14 protein-coding genes are annotated in these 17,575 nt (G+C 69.1%); 11 read left to right on the top strand and 3 right to left on the bottom strand.

Features of this window, described 5'->3' with window-relative positions:
- Positions 1-9 precede the first annotated feature (9 nt).
- Positions 10-792: an IclR family transcriptional regulator domain-containing protein gene (locus HFGMBDPB_RS09505; RefSeq protein ID WP_061287940.1), complete on the top strand. Its 783-nt coding sequence runs from the start codon at positions 10-12 to the stop codon at positions 790-792.
- 34 nt (positions 793-826) lie between these two features.
- On the opposite strand, the gene HFGMBDPB_RS09500 is transcribed toward HFGMBDPB_RS09505, so the two are convergent.
- Positions 827-1,726, bottom strand: a complete 900-nt coding sequence (locus HFGMBDPB_RS09500; protein ID WP_212645300.1) for a LysR family transcriptional regulator — start codon at positions 1,724-1,726, stop codon at positions 827-829.
- Between the two features lie 203 nt (positions 1,727-1,929).
- Here HFGMBDPB_RS09500 and HFGMBDPB_RS09495 point away from each other — a divergent pair, with 203 nt between their 5' ends.
- Positions 1,930-2,937: a Bug family tripartite tricarboxylate transporter substrate binding protein gene (locus tag HFGMBDPB_RS09495; RefSeq protein ID WP_047475041.1), complete on the top strand. Its 1,008-nt coding sequence runs from the start codon at positions 1,930-1,932 to the stop codon at positions 2,935-2,937.
- Positions 2,938-3,012: 75 nt separating this feature from the next.
- On the opposite strand, the gene HFGMBDPB_RS09490 is transcribed toward HFGMBDPB_RS09495, so the two are convergent.
- Entirely contained in the window at positions 3,013-4,155 is a 1,143-nt protein-coding gene (locus HFGMBDPB_RS09490; protein WP_212645299.1) for a DSD1 family PLP-dependent enzyme, read from the bottom strand.
- An 11-nt stretch (positions 4,156-4,166) separates the two neighbouring features.
- Positions 4,167-4,571, bottom strand: coding sequence for a GFA family protein (locus tag HFGMBDPB_RS09485; RefSeq protein ID WP_046985990.1), 405 nt, complete (start codon positions 4,569-4,571; stop codon positions 4,167-4,169).
- Positions 4,572-4,681: 110 nt separating this feature from the next.
- Between HFGMBDPB_RS09485 and HFGMBDPB_RS09480 the strand changes: the two genes are divergently transcribed.
- From HFGMBDPB_RS09480 to HFGMBDPB_RS09440, 9 genes are all read left to right on the top strand, one after another.
- Complete coding sequence (locus HFGMBDPB_RS09480; RefSeq protein WP_046985991.1) at positions 4,682-5,221, top strand: DUF6886 family protein; 540 nt, start codon at positions 4,682-4,684, stop codon at positions 5,219-5,221.
- A 177-nt stretch (positions 5,222-5,398) separates the two neighbouring features.
- Entirely contained in the window at positions 5,399-9,487 is a 4,089-nt protein-coding gene (locus HFGMBDPB_RS09475) for a TOMM system kinase/cyclase fusion protein (protein WP_212645298.1), read from the top strand.
- Between the two features lie 17 nt (positions 9,488-9,504).
- Positions 9,505-10,290 carry a BMA_0021/BMA_0022 family TOMM bacteriocin gene (locus HFGMBDPB_RS09470; RefSeq protein ID WP_016446373.1) on the top strand — a complete coding sequence of 262 codons (786 nt, stop codon included), beginning with the start codon at positions 9,505-9,507 and terminating at the stop codon, positions 10,288-10,290.
- On the top strand, positions 10,265-11,131 hold the full coding sequence (locus HFGMBDPB_RS09465) for a class I SAM-dependent methyltransferase (protein ID WP_289087145.1): 867 nt from the start codon (positions 10,265-10,267) through the stop codon (positions 11,129-11,131). Before HFGMBDPB_RS09470 ends, HFGMBDPB_RS09465 begins: the two co-directional genes overlap by 26 nt.
- On the top strand, positions 11,088-13,298 hold the full coding sequence (locus HFGMBDPB_RS09460; RefSeq protein WP_154834081.1) for a TOMM precursor leader peptide-binding protein: 2,211 nt from the start codon (positions 11,088-11,090) through the stop codon (positions 13,296-13,298). The genes HFGMBDPB_RS09465 and HFGMBDPB_RS09460 overlap by 44 nt, the downstream gene beginning before the upstream one ends.
- Before the next feature lie 119 nt (positions 13,299-13,417).
- Positions 13,418-14,362, top strand: coding sequence for an FHA domain-containing protein (locus tag HFGMBDPB_RS09455; RefSeq protein ID WP_016446376.1), 945 nt, complete (start codon positions 13,418-13,420; stop codon positions 14,360-14,362).
- Between the two features lie 198 nt (positions 14,363-14,560).
- A complete protein-coding gene (locus HFGMBDPB_RS09450; protein WP_223275358.1) occupies positions 14,561-14,896 on the top strand; it encodes a hypothetical protein in 336 nt (111 codons plus the stop codon).
- Between the two features lie 94 nt (positions 14,897-14,990).
- A complete protein-coding gene (locus HFGMBDPB_RS09445) occupies positions 14,991-15,398 on the top strand; it encodes a GFA family protein (RefSeq protein ID WP_212645297.1) in 408 nt (135 codons plus the stop codon).
- A 252-nt stretch (positions 15,399-15,650) separates the two neighbouring features.
- On the top strand, positions 15,651-17,573 hold the full coding sequence (locus tag HFGMBDPB_RS09440) for a HEAT repeat domain-containing protein (protein ID WP_349305364.1): 1,923 nt from the start codon (positions 15,651-15,653) through the stop codon (positions 17,571-17,573).
- Positions 17,574-17,575: the final 2 nt, after the last annotated feature.

The raw sequence follows: 17,575 nt of genomic DNA, 5'->3' as shown, positions 1-17,575 counted from the left end.
TCCCCGCCCATGAACCAGCCCTTTCCCATCGACCCCGATGACTTCATCGCCGGACTGGCCAAGGGCCTGGCCGTGCTGGAGAGCTTCGACACCGAGCGCCAGCGCCTGAACGCCACCATGGCGGCCGAGCGCTCGGGCATCACGCGCACGGCCGCGCGCCGCCATCTGCTGACCTTGACGCACCTGGGTTATCTGGAGACGGACGGCAGCCATTTCTGGCTGGCGCCCAAGGTGCTGCGGCTGTCGGGCAGCTACCTGGCCTCGGCGCGGCTGCCGCGCATCGTCCAGCCCGTGCTCTACCGGCTGGCGGCGCAGACCCAGCTGTCGTTTTCCTGCGTGGTGCGCGATGGCCACGAGGTGGTCATCGTCGCGCGCAGCGCCCTGCACGAGCGCGGCCAGCGCCTCATGGCCCACGGCCTGCACCTGGGCAGCCGCCTGCCCGCCCATGCCACCTCCACGGGCCGCGTGCTGCTGGCCGCCCTGCCTGGGGCCGAGCTCAGGCAATGGCTGGCCTCGCACGACCTGCGGCGCCTGACCGCCCACACGGTCACCGACAGCGCAGCGCTGGAAGGCGTGCTGGACGAAGTGCGCCGCCAGGATTTCTGCCTGGCCCTGGAAGAGCATGAGCTGGCCGTGCAAGCCCTGGCCGTGCCGCTGCGCAACATGGAGGGCCGCACGGTGGCCGCGCTCAACATCGTGACCTCGCCCCAGCGCATGGCGCCGGCCGACATGGTGGCCGAGCTGCTGCCGCTGCTGCAGGAGGCGGCGCGGGAGCTGCGGCCGTTGCTCTGAGGCCTGGCTGAACCGCCGCCGTCGCTGCAACCGCTCAGAGCGGCGCGCACACCAGCCGGCTCAGTTCGCGCAGGGCCAGAGAAGTCTTGCGGATCAGCGGCGTGGCCTTTTTCTTGGCCGACTGCGCCAGGCACAGCGTGCTCACCACGTGGGGCGATTCGATGGGAATGCCCACCAGCTCGGCATCGGTCAGGTGGCTGCGCATGGCGCTGTCGGTCAGCGCGGCGTAGCCGTAGCCGCCGCGCACCAGGTCCAGGATGGCCGGCACGCTGGACACTTCCCAGACCACGTTGAGCTTGACCTGGGACAGCGTGGCCTGCGCTTCCATCAGCTTGCGGAAGATCTGGCCGCGCTGCGGCATGATCAACGGAAACTGCGACAGCTCTTCAAAGCGCACGCTGCTGCGCCCGCCCAGCGTGCGCGTCGGGCCGATCAGGCACAGGCGCTCTTCCAGCACGGGCGTGACCTCAATGTGCGGATGCGGCTCGGGCGTATAGACCAGGCCCAGGTCCATGCGACCCGAGGTCAGCCATTCGGCAATGTTCATGGAAAAGCCCTCGACCACGGCCAGCCGGGCCTTGGGCATGTCCTTGCTGAACAGATCGATCAGTGGCAGCGTCAAGCGCCGCGCCAGGCTGGGCGGCAGGCCCACCACGATGCGGCCCACGGGCTCGTCGCGCTGGCTGCCCAGATCCTCCTTGGCCAGCGCCACGCGCTGCATGATGGCGTGGCCGTGCTCCAGCAGGCGGCGGCCCGCGTCGGTCAGGGTCACGCCGCGGCCGGTGCGGATCAGCAGGGTTTCGCGCAGCTCGGTCTCCAGCGCCCGCACCTGGCGGCTCAGTGCGGGCTGGGCCGTCTCCAGCAGCACGGCCGCCTTGCTGAAGCTGCCGGTCTCGGCCACATGCACGAACGTCTCTATCTGCTGCAAATTCATGTTCTCTCGCCTCCTCACTTATGCCATTTTGCTATAGCTGCTAGCGCCAGCCACGGCTAGGTGCTTTGCAACGAACTGACACAATGCGGCGACTGGATGATCCAGCCGCTCCCGCAAGAGAGCGTAAAAACAAGAGCAGCCTGTGCCTTGCCGGCATAGGACCAAGCCACCCAGCAAGCCCAACAGCGACTCGGAGACAAACCATGAAAGACAGCGCCTTCCGCATCAATCGCCGCCAGGCGGGCCTCGCCCTTGGCGCCCTGGCCATGGGCGCCCTGGCACCCGCGCGCGCCCAGTCGGGTGCCGCCGCCAACTGGCCCACCAAGCAGGTGCGCATCATCAACCCCTTCCCCGTGGGCGGCGGGCCGGACGGCACCTCGCGCCTGGTGGCCGACAAGCTGGCGCGCCTGTGGAACCAGCCCGTCATCGTGGAAAACCGCCCGGGGGGCAACGGCTTCATCGCCATCGAGGCCTTCAAGCGGGGCGCCACCGACGGCACGGACATCATCCAGCTGGACAACGTCCACCTGGCCGCCTATCCCCACCTGTTCAAGAAGCTGCCCTACAGCATCGACAAGGACTTCGAAGTCGTCCTGCCGCTGTTTCGCACCTTCTTCTTCGTCTGCGTGCCGGTCAACAGCCCCTACAAGACCGTGGCCGACCTGATTGCCGACGCCAAGGCGCGCCCCGGCAAGCTCAACTACGGCTCGTGGTCCGTGGGCAACCCGGTGCACCTGGGCTCGGCCCTGCTGGAGTCGCTGACGGGCACCAAGATGGAACACGTCATCTACAAGGAAACCAGCCAGCTGTACACCAGCGTGGCCACGGGCGAGCTGGCCTTTGCGCTGGGCTCCTCGGGCACGGCCGGCCCGCTGATGCGCTCGGGCAAGCTGCGCTTCCTGGCCGTGCTGGCGCCCCACCGCCTCAAGGGCTATGAAGACGTGCCCACCGTGGCCGAGTCCGGCGGCCCGGCCGATGCCGTGGTCACCGGCTGGAATGCCTTTGCCGTCTCCAAGTCCACGCCGCCGGCCGTGGTCGAGAAGATCCGCCAGGACACCATGAAGGCCCTGCGCGAGCCCGACATCCAGCCCAAGTTCCAGACCTTCGGCTACGAGAACTACTTCCCCACGCCCGAAGAGTTCAAGGCCTTCATCGTCGAGGAAAACAAGCGCTTTGGCGACGTGATCCGCCGCGCCAAGATCGAGCTGTAAGCCACAGGCCACAGCAGGCCGCAGACGCAAAAAAGCCGCCGCGCCGCAAGGCCGGCGGCTTCTTTCATGCCGTCTTCAGCGCGACAGCCCGCGCGCCGCAATCGGCCACAGCGCGTGCACCGTGCCGCCCTGCAGCACCACCAGCTCGTCGTGCAGGTTGAATGTCGGGTCCACGTGCGAGGGCAGCAGCTGCAGCACGCTGCCCAGGGCGGGCGCCTGGGCGCCAGGCTCCACGCATACCACGCTGTGCTCGTCATTGATGGCCACGCAGCGCAGGCCCGGCGTGCCGTAGACGGCGGGCGGGCCGCATTCGGCCGAGGTGGATTTCAGGCCCGCATCGAGGATGACGCGATCCGGCGCGGGCGTGCTCATCACCGTGGACAGCAGGAACAGGCTGCGGCGAAAGGCCAGCGCCCCGCCCCATTCGTTGGCGCCGTAGTCGCCATCCATGAAGGCATAGGAGCCCGGCTGCAGCTCGGTGTAGACGCCGCTGGCCGCATCGAACTCCACGCTGCCCGTGCCGCCGCCCGTGATGGTGTGGCACGCCAGGCCGTTGTCGCGCAGCAGCTGCGCGCAGGCCGCCGCCCGGCTCGCAGCCTCCTGGCAGGCCTGCGCACGCTCTTCGCGGCTGCGCCGGTGCTGCGCCGCTCCGTGGTAGGCCTGCAGGCCCGCGAAATTCAAGCCCGGCAGATCACGCGCCTGCCGCGCCAGGGCCAGCACGGCCTCGGCACCGGGCACGCCGCAGCGGCCCTGGCCCACGTCCACCTCGACGAGCACGTCGATCTCCACGCCCGCATGCGCCATGGCCTGGGACAGCTGCACCAGGTTGGCCGCGTTGTCCACGCACACGGCCATGCGCGCACTGCGCGCCAGCCGGGCCAGCAGCGCGTGCTTGGCCGGCCCCACGACCTCGTTGCTGATCAGGATGTCGCGCACGCCGGCCGCCACAAAGGGCAGCGCTTCGCTCACCTTCTGGCAGCAGATGCCACGCGCGCCCAGCGCCAGCTGGCGCAGCGCGATCTGGGGGCACTTGTGCGCCTTGGCATGCGGGCGCAGCGCCACGCCATGGCGGTCGGCCCAGTCCTGCATGGTGCGCAGGTTGGCATCGAAGGCCGTCAGGTCCAGCGCCAGGCTGGGTGTGTCGATGCGATCGAGCGGATCGCCGGGCCGTGCGGCAGGCTCCAGTGCCAGACCGCTGGCGTCATCGTGCAAGGGCATGGTGCTGTGCCTCATTCCTGCGGGGGCGCGTACTGGGCGATGACCTCGGCCTCGGTCATGGTCGGCGTCTGGTTGGCGAAGTCGTAGTAGCCGGGCTTTCTGTCGATGTAGATCTGCGTGGCCAACTCAAAGTCCTGCGACTCGAAGGCGCCGGCCGGCACAAAGTACTCGCCCGTGGCGTGCAGCCGGTAGTACAGGTGCGTGCCGCATTGCCTGCAGAAGGCGCGCTCGGCCCATTCGGAGGAGGCATAGGTGCCTATGTGCTCGCCGCCCTCGAACTTCACATCGGGCCCGCAATGCACCGCCAGCATGGGGCCACCGCCCCAGCGCCGGCAGTACCCACAGTGGCAGGCCCCGATTTCCCGGGCCTGGGGAGAGAAAAAGCTGACAGCGCCGCAAAGACAGTGACCGTTCATGGTGCGTGGACCTTTCCGTGGGTTGCGAGTACCTGGGATTATTCACAGGTGTCGCGCATCATAGGGGATGGCGGGCCGCCTGCAAATCGCCGCGCCCTACACTGCGCGCCATGCGACTTTTTCATTTCAGCGAAGACGGGGACATCCGGCAGTTCCAACCCCGCCCGGTCCTGAAGGCGGCCCCCCGCCGCCAGGGACAGGAGTGGCTCAACGGCCCCCTGGTGTGGGCCATCGCACAGACGCATCAGCGGCTGTACCTGTTTCCGCGCGAATGCCCGCGCATCGTCATATGGCCGCACGAGCACAGCACCAGCGAAGACAGGGCGCAATGGCTGAACGACCTGCCCGCCGCAGCACAGGCCGTGGCCTATGTGGAGACCGCCTGGGCCGCGCGCCTGCATGCAGCCCGGATACACCGGTATGAGCTTCCAGTCGAGCCGTTCGAAAGCCTGGAGGATGCCGGCATGTACGTGAGCCGGCAGACCGTGCAGCCCCTGCGCCGGGACCTGCTGGTCGATCTGCCGCAAGCAATAGCGGAATGCGGCACCGAGCTGCGCATCGTCGATTCCCTGCAGCCGCTGCGCGGCGTCTGGGACAGCTCGCTGCATGCCAGCGGCATACGGCTGCGCAATGCGGCCAGCTGGGCCTGAGCACCGGACGCCACAGCGATGGCGGCGGCGACGGCAACCATGGGCAAGCACGTAGGCAAAAACAGGCAATTGCATTCGGACGTACGCTATAGTAACGAACGGTATCAAAAGCACGGTCTGCCGTATGACAAATGGACGACTGGATACCCTCCAGGAGGATACCCAACCGAGGCTGAAATGCACGATGCCATCACCAACCCCACGCAAGCTGCGGTGACCCCGGTGGCGCCAGCCCCCCTGGAAATACCCGATTACGAACTGCTGGAAACCTTGGGATCAGGTGGCTACGGCACCGTCTACCGTGCGCGACACCGGCGCACGGGTGCATCGGTGGCCATCAAGGTCGTCAGGCTGCAGGAAGGCGGCCGCCAGGTGGAGCGCTTCCACCGCGAGACCATGCTGTGCGCGTCCCTGCACCATCCGCACATCGTCCAGTTGCTGGACAAGGGCGAGCAAGGCGACTGCGTCTACGGCGTCTTCGAATATGTGCCCGGCGAGACCCTCAAGAGCCTGATCCGCCGCCAGGGCGTGCTGACGGCCGCCGAGGCCGGCCGCCTCATGGCCGAGGTGCTCGATGCGCTGGACTGCGCGCATGCCGCCGGCATCGTGCACCGCGACCTCAAGCCCGACAACGTGATGGTCACCTCCACGGGCGCCGTGCGGCACGCCATGGTGCTGGACTTCGGCATCGGCACCGTGATCCCGCAGTTTGCCGGCCCGCAGGTCTCGCAGCTCACCATGGGCGACGAGTGCCTGGGCACGCCGGCCTACAGCGCCCCCGAGCAGCTGCGCGGCGAGCCGCCCAGCGCCCGCACCGACCTGTATGCCTGGGGGCTGATGTTCCTCGAATGCCTGACGGGCACGCCCGCCGTGCAGGGCGCCTCGGTGGCCGAGATCGTGCACCGCCAGCTCAGCCCGCAGGAAGTGCAGCTGCCGCCGGCCATCTCCACCCACCCCATCGCCGCCCTGCTGCGCAAGGCGCTCAAGAAGAGGCCTGCGGAGCGCAGCGACTCGGCGGCGGCCCTGCTCAGGGACCTCATGCGCGTGCGGCTGGACGATCTGGTGGGCCAGTTGCCCGCCGCCGCCCAGGTGCAGCAGGCGGACCTGACACGCACCGTGGCCACCACGCGCGTTTTCTCGGAAGTGCGGCAGCTGACCGTGCTGTGCTGCAGCGTGTCGCTGTGGCCCGGCAGCGATGCCGACGTCATGGACAGCGCGGCACGCACCGTAGGCCAGCCCTCGCAGGCCCTGAACATCGAGGACATCGAGCTGCTGCAGCGCGAGGAACTCACGCTGTTCTCCGACGTTGCCACCCGGCGCGGAGGCATGCTGGCGGGCACGCTGGGCGACCGCATGCTGGTGCTCTTCGGCTACCCGCACACCAGCGACACCGATGCCCGCCAGGCCGGCATGACGGCGCAGGAGCTGCTGACGCTCAGCCGCAGCCGCGCGGCCGCCATCGAGCAGGTCCACGGACTGCACCTGGGAATCCGCATGGGCCTGCACACCGGCATGGCCGTGGTGGTCGGCGGCGAAGCGCCCTCGGGCCATGCCGTCAACGTGGCCATGCGGCTGGAGGCCATCGCCGATGCGGGCACCCTGCTGGCCAGCGAAAGCAGCCACCGCCTGCTGTCGCGTCATGCGCGCTTCGAGAAGGCCGGCAGCCTGCGCCTGCCCGGCCAGCCTGCGGGCATGCAGACCTATCGCCTGGAGCTGGAGCAGCCAGCCGAGCTACTGCAGGGACCTGTGTCCGATGCAGCCTTGCAGTGCATAGGCCGCGAACCCGAACTGCAGCGCCTGCACGACGCATGGGCGCGGGCCCGCGAAGCCGGGGGCAATGCGCTGTGGATTCGCGGCGAGCCGGGCATCGGCAAATCCTGCCTGGCCGACATGCTGCTCGTCCACGCCAGGACACAGGGCGCGAACACCGTGGTGCTGCAATGCCAGCCCGAGCACCGCAACACCGCGCTGACCCCTTTCCTGGGCCTGATACGGCAGCGGCTGGAGGCGGCCGATCCCCCGCAGGACCACCGCGAGCAGATGCGCGAAGCCCTGCGCGCCGCAGGCTGCGATGCCGAGGCCGCCCTGCCCATTCTGTGCGCCTGGCTCTCGCTGCCCCTGGGCGACTGCGAGCCCAGCCGCATCTCGGCCGTCATGCAAAGGGCGCTGCTGCTGCAGTCCACCGCGCAATGGCTGCTGCACATGTCCGAAGCCGAGCCCTTGCTGCTGGTCGTGGAAGACGTGCACTGGGCCGATCCCACCAGCATCGAACTGCTGGAGCAACTGGTCGCGCGCCTGCCCGGGCGGCGCGTGCTGCTGGTGCTCACGGCGCGTCCGCAGTGGCAACCGCCCGAAGGCCTGCAGGCCGACTGCGTGGACGTGCGGCGGCTGGAAGACGCCCAGGCCACCGAACTGGCCCGCCAGACGCTGGCACCGCGCAGGCTCAGCCCTGCCGTGATCCGCCACGTGGTGGAGCGCACCGACGGCGTGCCGCTGTTCATCCAGGAAATGGCGCGCATGCTGCTGGATGCCCACCTGGTGGAGGAAGACGGCGTCTGGGACTTTCGCCATGCCGAGCTGCCGGCCGCCATTCCGCTCACGCTGCGCGACTCGCTGGTCAGCCGCTTTGACCGCATCGGCCCGCTCAAGCCCCTGCTGCAGCTGGCCGCCACCATGGGCCGGCACTTCGACTTCGACCTGCTGTGCGCCTGCCTGGAACGCCCGCAGGGCGAAGTCGGGCAGGAACTGGCCGCCCTGGGCCAGGCCGGCCTGGTGATTGCCGACGAACGCGCGGGCCCGGGCGCCTACATGTTCCGCCACGCGCTGATCAGGGACACGGCCTACGAATGCATGCTGGTATCGCAGCGCCGGCTGCTGCACCGCGACGTGGCCCTGGCCCTGATGCAGCACCAGCCGCAGCGCGTTGCGGCGGAACCCGCAGGCGTGGCCCAGCACTGGGCGGACGCCGGCGACCACGCCCAGGCCGTGGCCCTGGCCGTGCGGCAGTTGCGCATCACCCAGCTGCGCTCGCTCAACGATGAAACCATTGCCTACGCGCGCCACATCGACGACTGGCTGCAACAGCTCCAGGGCGTGGCCCAGCGCGAGGCGCGGCTGGACGTCAACAGCTACGTGACCCAGGCGCTGATGAACAAGCACGGCTGGGCCCATGCCCAGGTGGTGGAACGCATCGCGCTGTCGCAGGAGCTGCTGGCCGGCCCGGGCGCCAACGCCGTGGCCGACTACAAGCAGGTGCAGCACCTGTGGATGCTGATCACCTACCACCACGTGGCCAGCAACCGCGAGGAAGTGCGCCAGCTCAGCCACCGGCTGCTGGAGCAGGCCGTGCGCCAGCAGGACACGGGCGTGCTGGTGGCCGCCCAGACCTACCTGGGACTGGCCCACTACTCCGACGGCCGATTCGAGCAGGCCGAAGAAGCGCTGACCGACGCCATCACCCGCTACGACCCCGTGGCCCATGCCCACCATGCGGCCGAGTTCGGCTTCGACACGCGCGTCTGGGCCACCTGCGGGCGCGCCCTGGTGCGCTGGTTCGCCGGCTTCGACCAGGCCGCGCTGGCCGATGCGAACGACGCAGTGCGCCTGGCGCACGAGGTCTCGCACATCCCATCCCTGAGCATGGCCCTGCTCTACCAGGCCCTGGTCCACCAGGCACGTGGCGACAAGGAAAGCGCCTTGGCCACCACGGGCGAACTGCTGGACATCACGGCCCGCTACGGCCTGCCTGCGTTCTCGGGCTATGCGGACATCATCCGCTGCTGGGCGCTGGGTGACGGCGCAGGCAGCGCCAGCGCCGAGGGCATTGAACGCGCCAGCGGCACGGCGCAGCTGCTCTGGGACATGGGCTGCCGCTACTGCCAGACCTACTACCGCTCCTTCGTCGCCGAAATGCTGGCGGCCAGCGGGCGCTGGACCGAGGCCCTGGACAAGATCGACGAATGCCTGCGCCTGGCCGACGTGCTGGACGAACGGCTGCACAGCAGCGAGCTGCACCTGAAGAAGGCCCGCTTCCTGCTGGCCATGGGCGCCGACCACGCGGCCGTGCAGGACAGCCTGGCCCAGGCGGCCGGGACTGCGCGCACTGCCGGCAAGTACCGCACCGAAACCGAGGCACTGGCCCTGTCGCAGGCCCTGGCACCCGCCAGGCCGGACGTGGCCGCGCGCCTGAGTGAGCTGGCCGCGCTGCGGCCTGAACTGTCCGTGCACCTGTCCGGGCCCCTGCCCGGCCAGGCGCATTTTTCTTGAACCGAGGATGAAGTCACATGACCACCCAGCTGCAGAATACTGAACCGTTGCTCGCATTCCGCCTTGCCTACCTGCGGGCCATCGCCCGCTCCTGGCAGGATGACGCCTACCGCCGTGACCTGCTGGGGCAGCGCGACATCCAGCCCATGCTGCACCGCGACTTCAACCTGCCGACCCAGTGGCCCCAGGTCGATGTGTCGCTGCGCCTGAGCGACGACCCCACCCAGCGCGCCGAATGGAAGCCCGTGCTCACGGCCGGCTGGATCGGTCCCGACGATGAATTCGTCATCGTCCTGCCCCAGGCGCCCCAGACCCATGCCTCCGAGGCCCTGGCCGCCTACTACCAGCTGTTCCCCAACTTCATGGGCGTGAGCACCTCGTTCGAGGAACCGAACAACGGCATGCTCAGGGCTGCCCTGCCCACGGGCCTGGGCATCCCCGGCGGCGGCCCCGACTCGCTGCTGGCCTTCGGCGGCGTGGTGTTGCGCGCCATCGCCCTGGCCTGGCAGTCGCCCGAGTTCCACGCGGAGCTGACGCGTGACGACGGCAAGGACAAGGCCCCCGTGCTGAGCCAATGGCTGGGCTACAACAACCCGTTCAACTTCCAGGTCCGCTTCGAGACCGAACAGGCCTTCACCTGGGACGCCGCGCGCGGCGAGTGGAACCTGCAGCGCGCAGACGGCACGGCCATCAAGAACGGCATCGTGCTGAACTACCCGGTGGCACCCGCCGAGCAGGACCTGTGGGCCATCGCCCTCACCTCCTACAACAACACCGGTGACGCCTATCCCTTCACCTGCTGATACGGCACCGGCGCAGCTGCAAGGGGCCACGGCCACCTTGCTGCTGACGCTGGCGGCACGTGCCCGCGCTGCAGGTGCGGCAGCTCCCCCGGAGCTGCACGACCTGCCGCCCTTTGCCGATCCCGAGGCGTGCCGCATCGCGGCGGCGCTGCCCCAGGCCAGCGAGGCGCACGCCGCCGACCCCGCCTTTGTGCGCAGCGTGGTGCTGCGCACGCAGCTGTTCGACCGGCTCACCACGCAATTCCTGAGCGCGCATCCGTCCGGCCTGTGCATTGCGCTGGGCGCGGGCCTGTGCACGCGGCGCAGCCGCCTGGCGGCCCTGGCCGGCACCGCACGCTGGCTGAACGTGGACCTGCCCGACGCCATTGCGCTGCGCGATCAATACATGGACGGCGACGAAACCCGCCTTGCCTGCTCCATCCTCGACACCTCCTGGCTGGACGCCGCCGCCCTGCCCGGCAGCCAGCCCGTTCTGGTGCTGCTCGAAGGCGTCTGCCCCTACCTTCCCCAGGCGCCGCTGGAGGCCATGCTGCAGCAGCTGGCCCAGCGTTTTGCCGCGCCCGGCAGCCCGCCGTGCACCGTGGTGCTCGACCATGTGCACCCTGCCCTTGCACGGCTGCCCATGCAGGTGGGCGGCATGCGGCTGCCCGTCGTCTCCGGCTTTGCGGACGGCGCCCAGATGGAGCGCATCCACCCCGCCATCCGCATCAGCCTGCAGGAGCACCTGTATGCCCGGTTCTCGCAGCAGCACCAGCTGTTCGAGACCGCCTTCCACGCCACCACCGGCCAGCACCCGTATGCCGTCGTCCGCCTTGAACTGGGAGCCCCGTCCCTTGCCTGAGCCTGCGGCCCCGGACCTGTTTGCCGACGCCTTCCGCTGGCACGAGAAATTCCTGTCCCCCGTGCAGCAGGGCGACCGCCTTTTGCTGACCAGCGAACGTGACACCCTGGCCCTGGGCTCCGCCGCCGTCCTGGCGCTCAACGCCCCGCTGCAGGCCGGCACCAGCCTCATGCAGCACTGCGCCACAGCGCCCGATGCGCCGCTTGCGCAGATGCTGCACGCCCTGGGCGCCCTGCTGCGCCAGGGCCTGGTCCAGCCGGTGCTGCACAGCGGCTTGAACGGCCACGGTTATCTGCAACCGGATTTCTCGGCCCCGCCCGTGCGCCTGCAGGCATCGGAGCAGATCGACATCGTCCTGCTGACTGCAGCGCTGGACAGCACAGCCGCCTGCCACTGGGCTGCGGCCGTGGCCACGCAGGCACCCGCCCCCACCCCGCTCACCATCGTTTTCTGCGACGACTACCTGGACCCGCGCCTGGGCGCCATCGACGCCGGCCAGCGTGCCGCAGGCCGGCCCTGGCTGCCGGTCCGGCCCGCGGGCGAGCAGGCCATGGCCGGGCCCTTGTTCACGCCCCATGCCGGCACCGCATCGGCCTGCTGGCATTGCCTGGCGCACCGCTGGCAACGCAACCATCCCGCACGCGCCGCGCAAGGCGGCCCGCCGCACGACAGCGGCCGCTGCCCGCCCGTGCGCGCCGGCGCCGACCTCATCGCCACGCGGCTGCAGGCCCTGCTGCCCACGGTGCAGCGCCTGCTGGCGCACACCGATGCGGCGCAAACCGTGTGGACGCTGGAGCCCCCCCAGGCCCACCCCGTGGCCGCCCGCCCGCAATGCCCGCACTGCGGCACACCGGGGCTGATGGCACTGCGCCAACGCGAACCCATTGCGCCAGTTCCCGGCACGCATGCCGCGCGCGCCGACGGCGGCTGGCGCAGCGTGCCGGCCGAGACCACGGTGCAGCGCCTGTCCCGGCACGTCAGCCCGCTGACCGGCGTGATTGCCCGGGTCACGCCGCTGACGGCCGAGACCGACGAAGCGCTCACCGTCTACCGCAGCGAAATCTTCAGAACGCCCGCGCCTGGCAGCGGCTTCCTGGCAGCCCCCCCGACACAGCTGTGCCTGGGCAAGGGCCTGTCGGCCATGCAGGCCCGCGCCAGCGCCATGTGCGAAGCCGTGGAGCGCTACGCCGCCTTCCACCAGGGCGATGAAGCCGTGGTCGTCGCCCCCGCCGCGCAGCTGGATGCGCCCTGCATTCCTCCCACAGCGCTGGCCCGCTTCAGCGACCGGCAGACCGCCCGCTTTGCCGCCGACAGGCCGCCGCATGCCGTGGCCCCCGGCGCCGGCCAGGGCGAACCCCTGTGGTGGGCGCCCGCCTGGTCCCTGACCGCCGATGCGCGCCGCTACCTGCCGCTGGGCTTTTGCCTGGCCCATGCGCCCGCGCAAAGCCAGCACCACGTGGGCTGGACCTCCAACGGCTGCGCCGCAGGCAACACACGGGAAGAGGCCATCCTCCAAGGCTTCATGGAACTGGTGGAACGCGACGCCGCCGCCATCTGGTGGTACGGCCAGATCCGCAGGCCCGCCATCGCGCTGGACGGCATCGCCGCAGCCACGCGCCAGCGCCTGGCGCGCAGCTGCGGCCCGCAATGGTCGTACTGGCTGCTGGACATCACCCATGACTTCGGCATACCGGTCGTGGTCTGCGTGGGCCGCCACGCGGATACCGGCCATTGGGCCGTGGGCTTTGGCTGCAGCCTGGACCGCGCCCTGGCCTGCGAACGCGCCCTCACCGAAATCAGCCAGCTGATCGCGGCGGGCAAGGGCTTTGCCGTGCCGCAGCAGGTGCAGGCCTTTCTGCATCCGCTGGACGGCACCGATGCGCCGCCGCAACAGCCTGCGCAGCAGGCGGACACCGCGCCGCCGGACATTGCCCGGGCCATTGCGCACTGCGTGGACATCGCACGGGGCCTGGGCCTGGAAACCATCGTCTACGACCACTCGCGCCCCGACATCCCTCTGTACACCGTCAAGGTCGTGGTTCCGGGACTGTGCCATATCTGGCCGGAACTGGGCAATCCACGGCTGCGCGACGTGCCCGTGGCCCTGGGCTGGCGCAGCCGGCCGCTGCAGGAATCCGAGTTCAATCCGCAGGCGCTGTACGTTTGACAAACTGAAACGCGCAGCGGGCATGTACTCTCTCGGCTTGGCAACAGGCTGCCGGCTCCGGGCCAATGCGCCCCCAGCCCACCCCCTGTTCACACAAGCCCCAAGGAGAATTCGAGGCGATGGCCCTCTTTCGTAACCAACTCGACGGCAGCATCGTCGTGCTGCGGCCCCTGCATACCTTCGGCCGCCACCCCTCGGTCTGCCAGACCGTCATGAAGGCGCCCGACGTCTCCCAGGTCCACGCCCTGTTCCGCTGGAACCGGCAGACCTGGGAAATCGTGGACCAGAGCCGCAACGGCACCATGCTCAACGGCGTGCGCCTGGTCGCCGGCCGCTGGACCGTACTGACCGTGGGCGCCAGGCTCAGCATGGGCGAAGGCGCAGAAGCGGCCTGGACCGTGCAAGACCTGGGACCGCCCGTCACCTGCCTGAGCCCCGGCCCGGGCCTGCCCCAGGACGCCCCCCTGGCCCTGAACCCGCGCGGCACCCTGCTGCCCGACGCCCAGGAGCCCGAAGCCAACGTCTTCTTCGAAGACGGCCGCTGGCTGCTGGAGTCCGGCGACGGCACCGAGCCCCTGGTGGACGGCGCCATGGTCCACACCTCGGCAGGCAGCTGGGAATTCGTGCAATGCGACGACCTGGAATCCACGCGGGAAAGCAGCTTCGACCCGCATGCGCCCAAGCCGCCGGACGTGTCCTTTCGCTTCCACGTCAGCCAGAACGAGGAGCACGCCAGCCTGACCGTCATGAGCGACGGCAAGCCCATCGCGCTGGGTGAACGCATACACCACTACACCCTGGTCACCCTGGCCCGCGTGCGCCAGCAGGACGCCCACAAGGGCCTGGCCCCCGCAAGCCAGGGCTGGATAGAGCTCGACGCGCTCTCGCGCATGCTGGGCGTGGATTCGTCGTACGTGAACATCCAGATCTTCCGCGCCAAGCACCAGATCCTCAGCGCCCTGCCCGAATGCGCGGCCTTGCCGGCCCTGGTGGAGCGGCGGCGCGGCAGCCTGCGCTTCGGGGACTTTGCGTTCGAGATCGAGGGCGGGGCGCGCAGCGCCTGAACGGCGAACTGCAACGGAGAACGGCAGGCACACGGCGCATCGCTCGCCGTATGTAATCAGCTGTAATTTTCTTGTTGTGCACACGTCAATAAAGTGGGAACCGGTTCCTGCCGCCTGCGGCAAGGACCTCTCACCCTCCTCCCGGACCGGGTTGCCCGAGTCCACTGGCGCACCTGGAAACCGCAAATGAGCATGGACATGCGACGTGTACTGTTGATCCCCGCCAGCGCGCGGCCCGTTGACCCTGGCCTGGCCAGCCTTTCCATGGACGCACAGGTCTGGGAAAACGGCTATCCCCTGGTCGTCGGCAAGGCCCGCCACGGCCTGCTGCAGGACTTCTGGCGGCACTACTACGGCGAATCCGCCGCCATGTTCGTGGCCTCGGACCAGCTGCTGGAACTGCACAACGACATCATGGCCGCCATCCCCGCCTGCGTGGGCGAGATGCCGGTGCTGCGTTTTCTCAACGACCTCGGAAGAATGTGCCTGCAGGCGCATGGGGACGGCAGCGGGCTGCAGGTCATCGGCGACTGACGAAACGGATGACTCCTGGGGTTGCCGCGCATCCCTGTCGCGGCATTGGGGCGCATGCACAATGGCATGCGCCTTTTTTCGTGCCCGCCCGACCATGAGCAACGCCCCGGATAGCCCCCCTCTTGCCCTGACCGGCAGCTGCCTGTGCGGCGCCATCGCCTATGCACTGCGCTCCACGCCCCGGGCCGTCTCGCACTGCCACTGCCGCATCTGCCAGAAGGCTCACGGTGCCGCATTCGCCACCTACGGCAGCGTGCCGGCAAAGGACCTTGTCTTCACCCGGGGCCAGGAGCAATTGCGCTCCTTTGCCTCATCGCCCGGCATCACGCGCTGCTTTTGCCAGCAATGCGGCTCATCGCTGTCATGGCACAGCCGGCATTACGAAGAAGGCGCATGGATCTCCGTCGCACTGGCCACGCTGGATTCGGAGTTTGTCGTGGGCAGGCAGCGGCATGTGAACCGGGGGGCGGGGATGGCGTGGGTGGATGGTGGGACAAGGTGATCGGGCGGATGGGGTCGGCCAAAAGCGGCCGGATGCCAAGGCCTGCCCGGCCGGTCGACCGGTGGACGACTTGTCCAGTGGCGGCCCTGGGGCGGCACCTATGATGCAGGGCGCGCCAGACGAGCCTGTGCTGGTGGTCTTCTCGGACAAGCAGAACCAGGGCAATCCGGACCGGCCCTTCCAGTACTTATGAACGACAACCCAAGCCAGGCACTCGCAGACCAGCTGCAGAGCTCCACAAAAAACGTCGATGTGTTCTTGGCGCTGCAAGCGCTGTCCTGCGCTGCCCCCGCAGTGGCTTTCGAGGCCATCACGACATTCATGAGGTCCGCGCCGGCAAATCAGCTGCCCCTGGCCCGAAATGCGCTGCTGGAGCTGGCGGACCGCGCTCCCGCGCTCCTGGTGAGCGCGACGCTGGACGAAGACGCAAAGGTGGCTGACGCGGCCAGGCAGGCCTTGTTGATCCGTCCCTCCAATGAGGCACTGCCCCTGTACCTGCGCATGGCCAAGTCCAAGAGCGTTGACGAAGCCTGCTCGGGCTGCATGTACCTGGGCCGTATCTCCTCGCCACAGGCCCGGGCGCCTTTGTTCAAGGCCTTGGGTCACCGCAGCGCAGCGGTGCGCGAGTATGCGGCGACATCCATTCACAGCCACGCCGACGAACACTGGATCGCCGACCTGCTGGAGGCCATCCGCACGCTGCGGCGTGAGGAGACCGACAAAAAGAAAGACTTTGGCGAGGTGATCAGCACGCTGTGCATCGCGGTGGTCCAGAAATCCACACACGCCTGCCTGGACCTGCTGATGGAAGGACTCCACGATGCGGACGCCAGAGTCCGCGGGACCTGCATCAGCGCACTGGGGCGCCTGGGCGATACGGCAGCCGTGGTCCCGCTGATCGAGACGTTTGAACACCCGCGCCGCGGGATGCCGCGGGAGCTGAGGACGGCACTGGTCAAGGTGCTTGGCGAGTTGGGCGACGCGCGTGCGATCGCGCCACTGCTGCGTGCCGGAGTGACCGTTGCAGCACCGGCGCTGGGCCCGCTGAAGGCGCAGGAAGCCGTGCCTGAACTGATGGCCGCGCTGGAGCAGGCAAGGACACCGCGCGATGCCGACGAGCTGGCCGAGGTGTTGGCCCAGCTGCAAGGGCCTGGCGAGTCGCAGTGGCCCCGTGCAGGGTTGCGCACGGCGTCGCTGCAGGTACGGCGAGCCGCAGCGCTGCAGCTGGCGCGCACCGCGCCCCAGGAAGCGGCCCAGCATCTGCGCGCCATGCTGCCCCAGCTGTGCGGCGGCGACGCCGTGGGCGTGGCCGAAGCGCTGGCCTTGATGGGCTCAGCAGAGGGTTTCGAAGGCTTCGCGAAGGCATTGGTGGATGACCCCCACCACTGGAATGCCAGCGCCGTGGCGTACGCCTGCCAGAATCTTCGCGGCCCCCAGGTGCAGGCCCTGCTCCTGGGGCTGATGCCCGGCATCCGCAACGAATACCTCCACCACGTCTGCAAAGCGCTGGCAGCGCAAGGGGCTGACGTATTGCCTGCGCTGATCGCTGCAGCCCAGGCAGCCGGCGACAGCGTGCGACACCGCTACGTGATGGCGCTTGCCGAGTTCCGCGACCCCCAGGGGGCCGGTTTGCTGGCGCCTCTGATGGTCCGCCGCAACCCGTTGCGGGACGCCGCCATGCTGTCGCTGTCAGCCACGCCCAGCGCCGAGGCCAGCGCGGCGCTGGCTGCGGCATTGCTGCAAGCCGAATCGCCGGCTGATGCCCGGCTGATCACCGAAACGCTGGCGAAGGCAGCCACGCGCGAGGCGATTCCCGACCTGATACGGGCGCTGCAGGCTGACCTCGCCACCGAAGAGATATTGGAAGCCTTGGGCCGTCTGGGCAGTCTGGGCGACCAGGCGGTTGTGCCTGCACTGATCGATCAACTGAGCAGCCCCAACGCGCGCCGCCGCCAGGCAGCGGCCATGGCGCTGGGGCAGATCGCGGACCCTGCGGCGGGGGCACCGCTTGTCCGCCTGCTGCTGAAAGAGTTTCATCTGGAGGTGGCGCAGGCCGCAATGCAAGCCTGGCTGGCCATGGGCGCGCAAGATGGTGGCGCACTCGATGGGCTGGGCGCGCCGGGCACGCGCGCATTCCTGTTGGCCAGTGCCAGACAGCTGCGCAGGGAACGCTGACA

This window comes from Delftia sp. PE138, assembly GCF_018320755.1.
In the GTDB taxonomy this organism is placed as follows: domain Bacteria; phylum Pseudomonadota; class Gammaproteobacteria; order Burkholderiales; family Burkholderiaceae_C; genus Comamonas; species Comamonas tsuruhatensis.
This window is presented reverse-complemented; position numbering and strand designations above follow the sequence as displayed.

Bases quoted from the DNA above. Each gene is read 5' to 3' on its own strand.
- HFGMBDPB_RS09505 (WP_061287940.1), top strand. From the start codon at position 10: ATGAACCAGCCCTTTCCCATCGACCCCGATGACTTCATCGCCGGACTG.
- HFGMBDPB_RS09500 (WP_212645300.1), bottom strand. From the start codon at position 1,726: ATGAATTTGCAGCAGATAGAGACGTTCGTGCATGTGGCCGAGACCGGC.
- HFGMBDPB_RS09495 (WP_047475041.1), top strand. From the start codon at position 1,930: ATGAAAGACAGCGCCTTCCGCATCAATCGCCGCCAGGCGGGCCTCGCC.
- HFGMBDPB_RS09490 (WP_212645299.1), bottom strand. From the start codon at position 4,155: ATGCCCTTGCACGATGACGCCAGCGGTCTGGCACTGGAGCCTGCCGCA.
- HFGMBDPB_RS09485 (WP_046985990.1), bottom strand. From the start codon at position 4,571: ATGAACGGTCACTGTCTTTGCGGCGCTGTCAGCTTTTTCTCTCCCCAG.
- HFGMBDPB_RS09480 (WP_046985991.1), top strand. From the start codon at position 4,682: ATGCGACTTTTTCATTTCAGCGAAGACGGGGACATCCGGCAGTTCCAA.
- HFGMBDPB_RS09475 (WP_212645298.1), top strand. From the start codon at position 5,399: ATGCACGATGCCATCACCAACCCCACGCAAGCTGCGGTGACCCCGGTG.
- HFGMBDPB_RS09470 (WP_016446373.1), top strand. From the start codon at position 9,505: ATGACCACCCAGCTGCAGAATACTGAACCGTTGCTCGCATTCCGCCTT.
- HFGMBDPB_RS09460 (WP_154834081.1), top strand. From the start codon at position 11,088: ATGCCGTCGTCCGCCTTGAACTGGGAGCCCCGTCCCTTGCCTGAGCCT.
- HFGMBDPB_RS09455 (WP_016446376.1), top strand. From the start codon at position 13,418: ATGGCCCTCTTTCGTAACCAACTCGACGGCAGCATCGTCGTGCTGCGG.
- HFGMBDPB_RS09450 (WP_223275358.1), top strand. From the start codon at position 14,561: ATGCGACGTGTACTGTTGATCCCCGCCAGCGCGCGGCCCGTTGACCCT.
- HFGMBDPB_RS09445 (WP_212645297.1), top strand. From the start codon at position 14,991: ATGAGCAACGCCCCGGATAGCCCCCCTCTTGCCCTGACCGGCAGCTGC.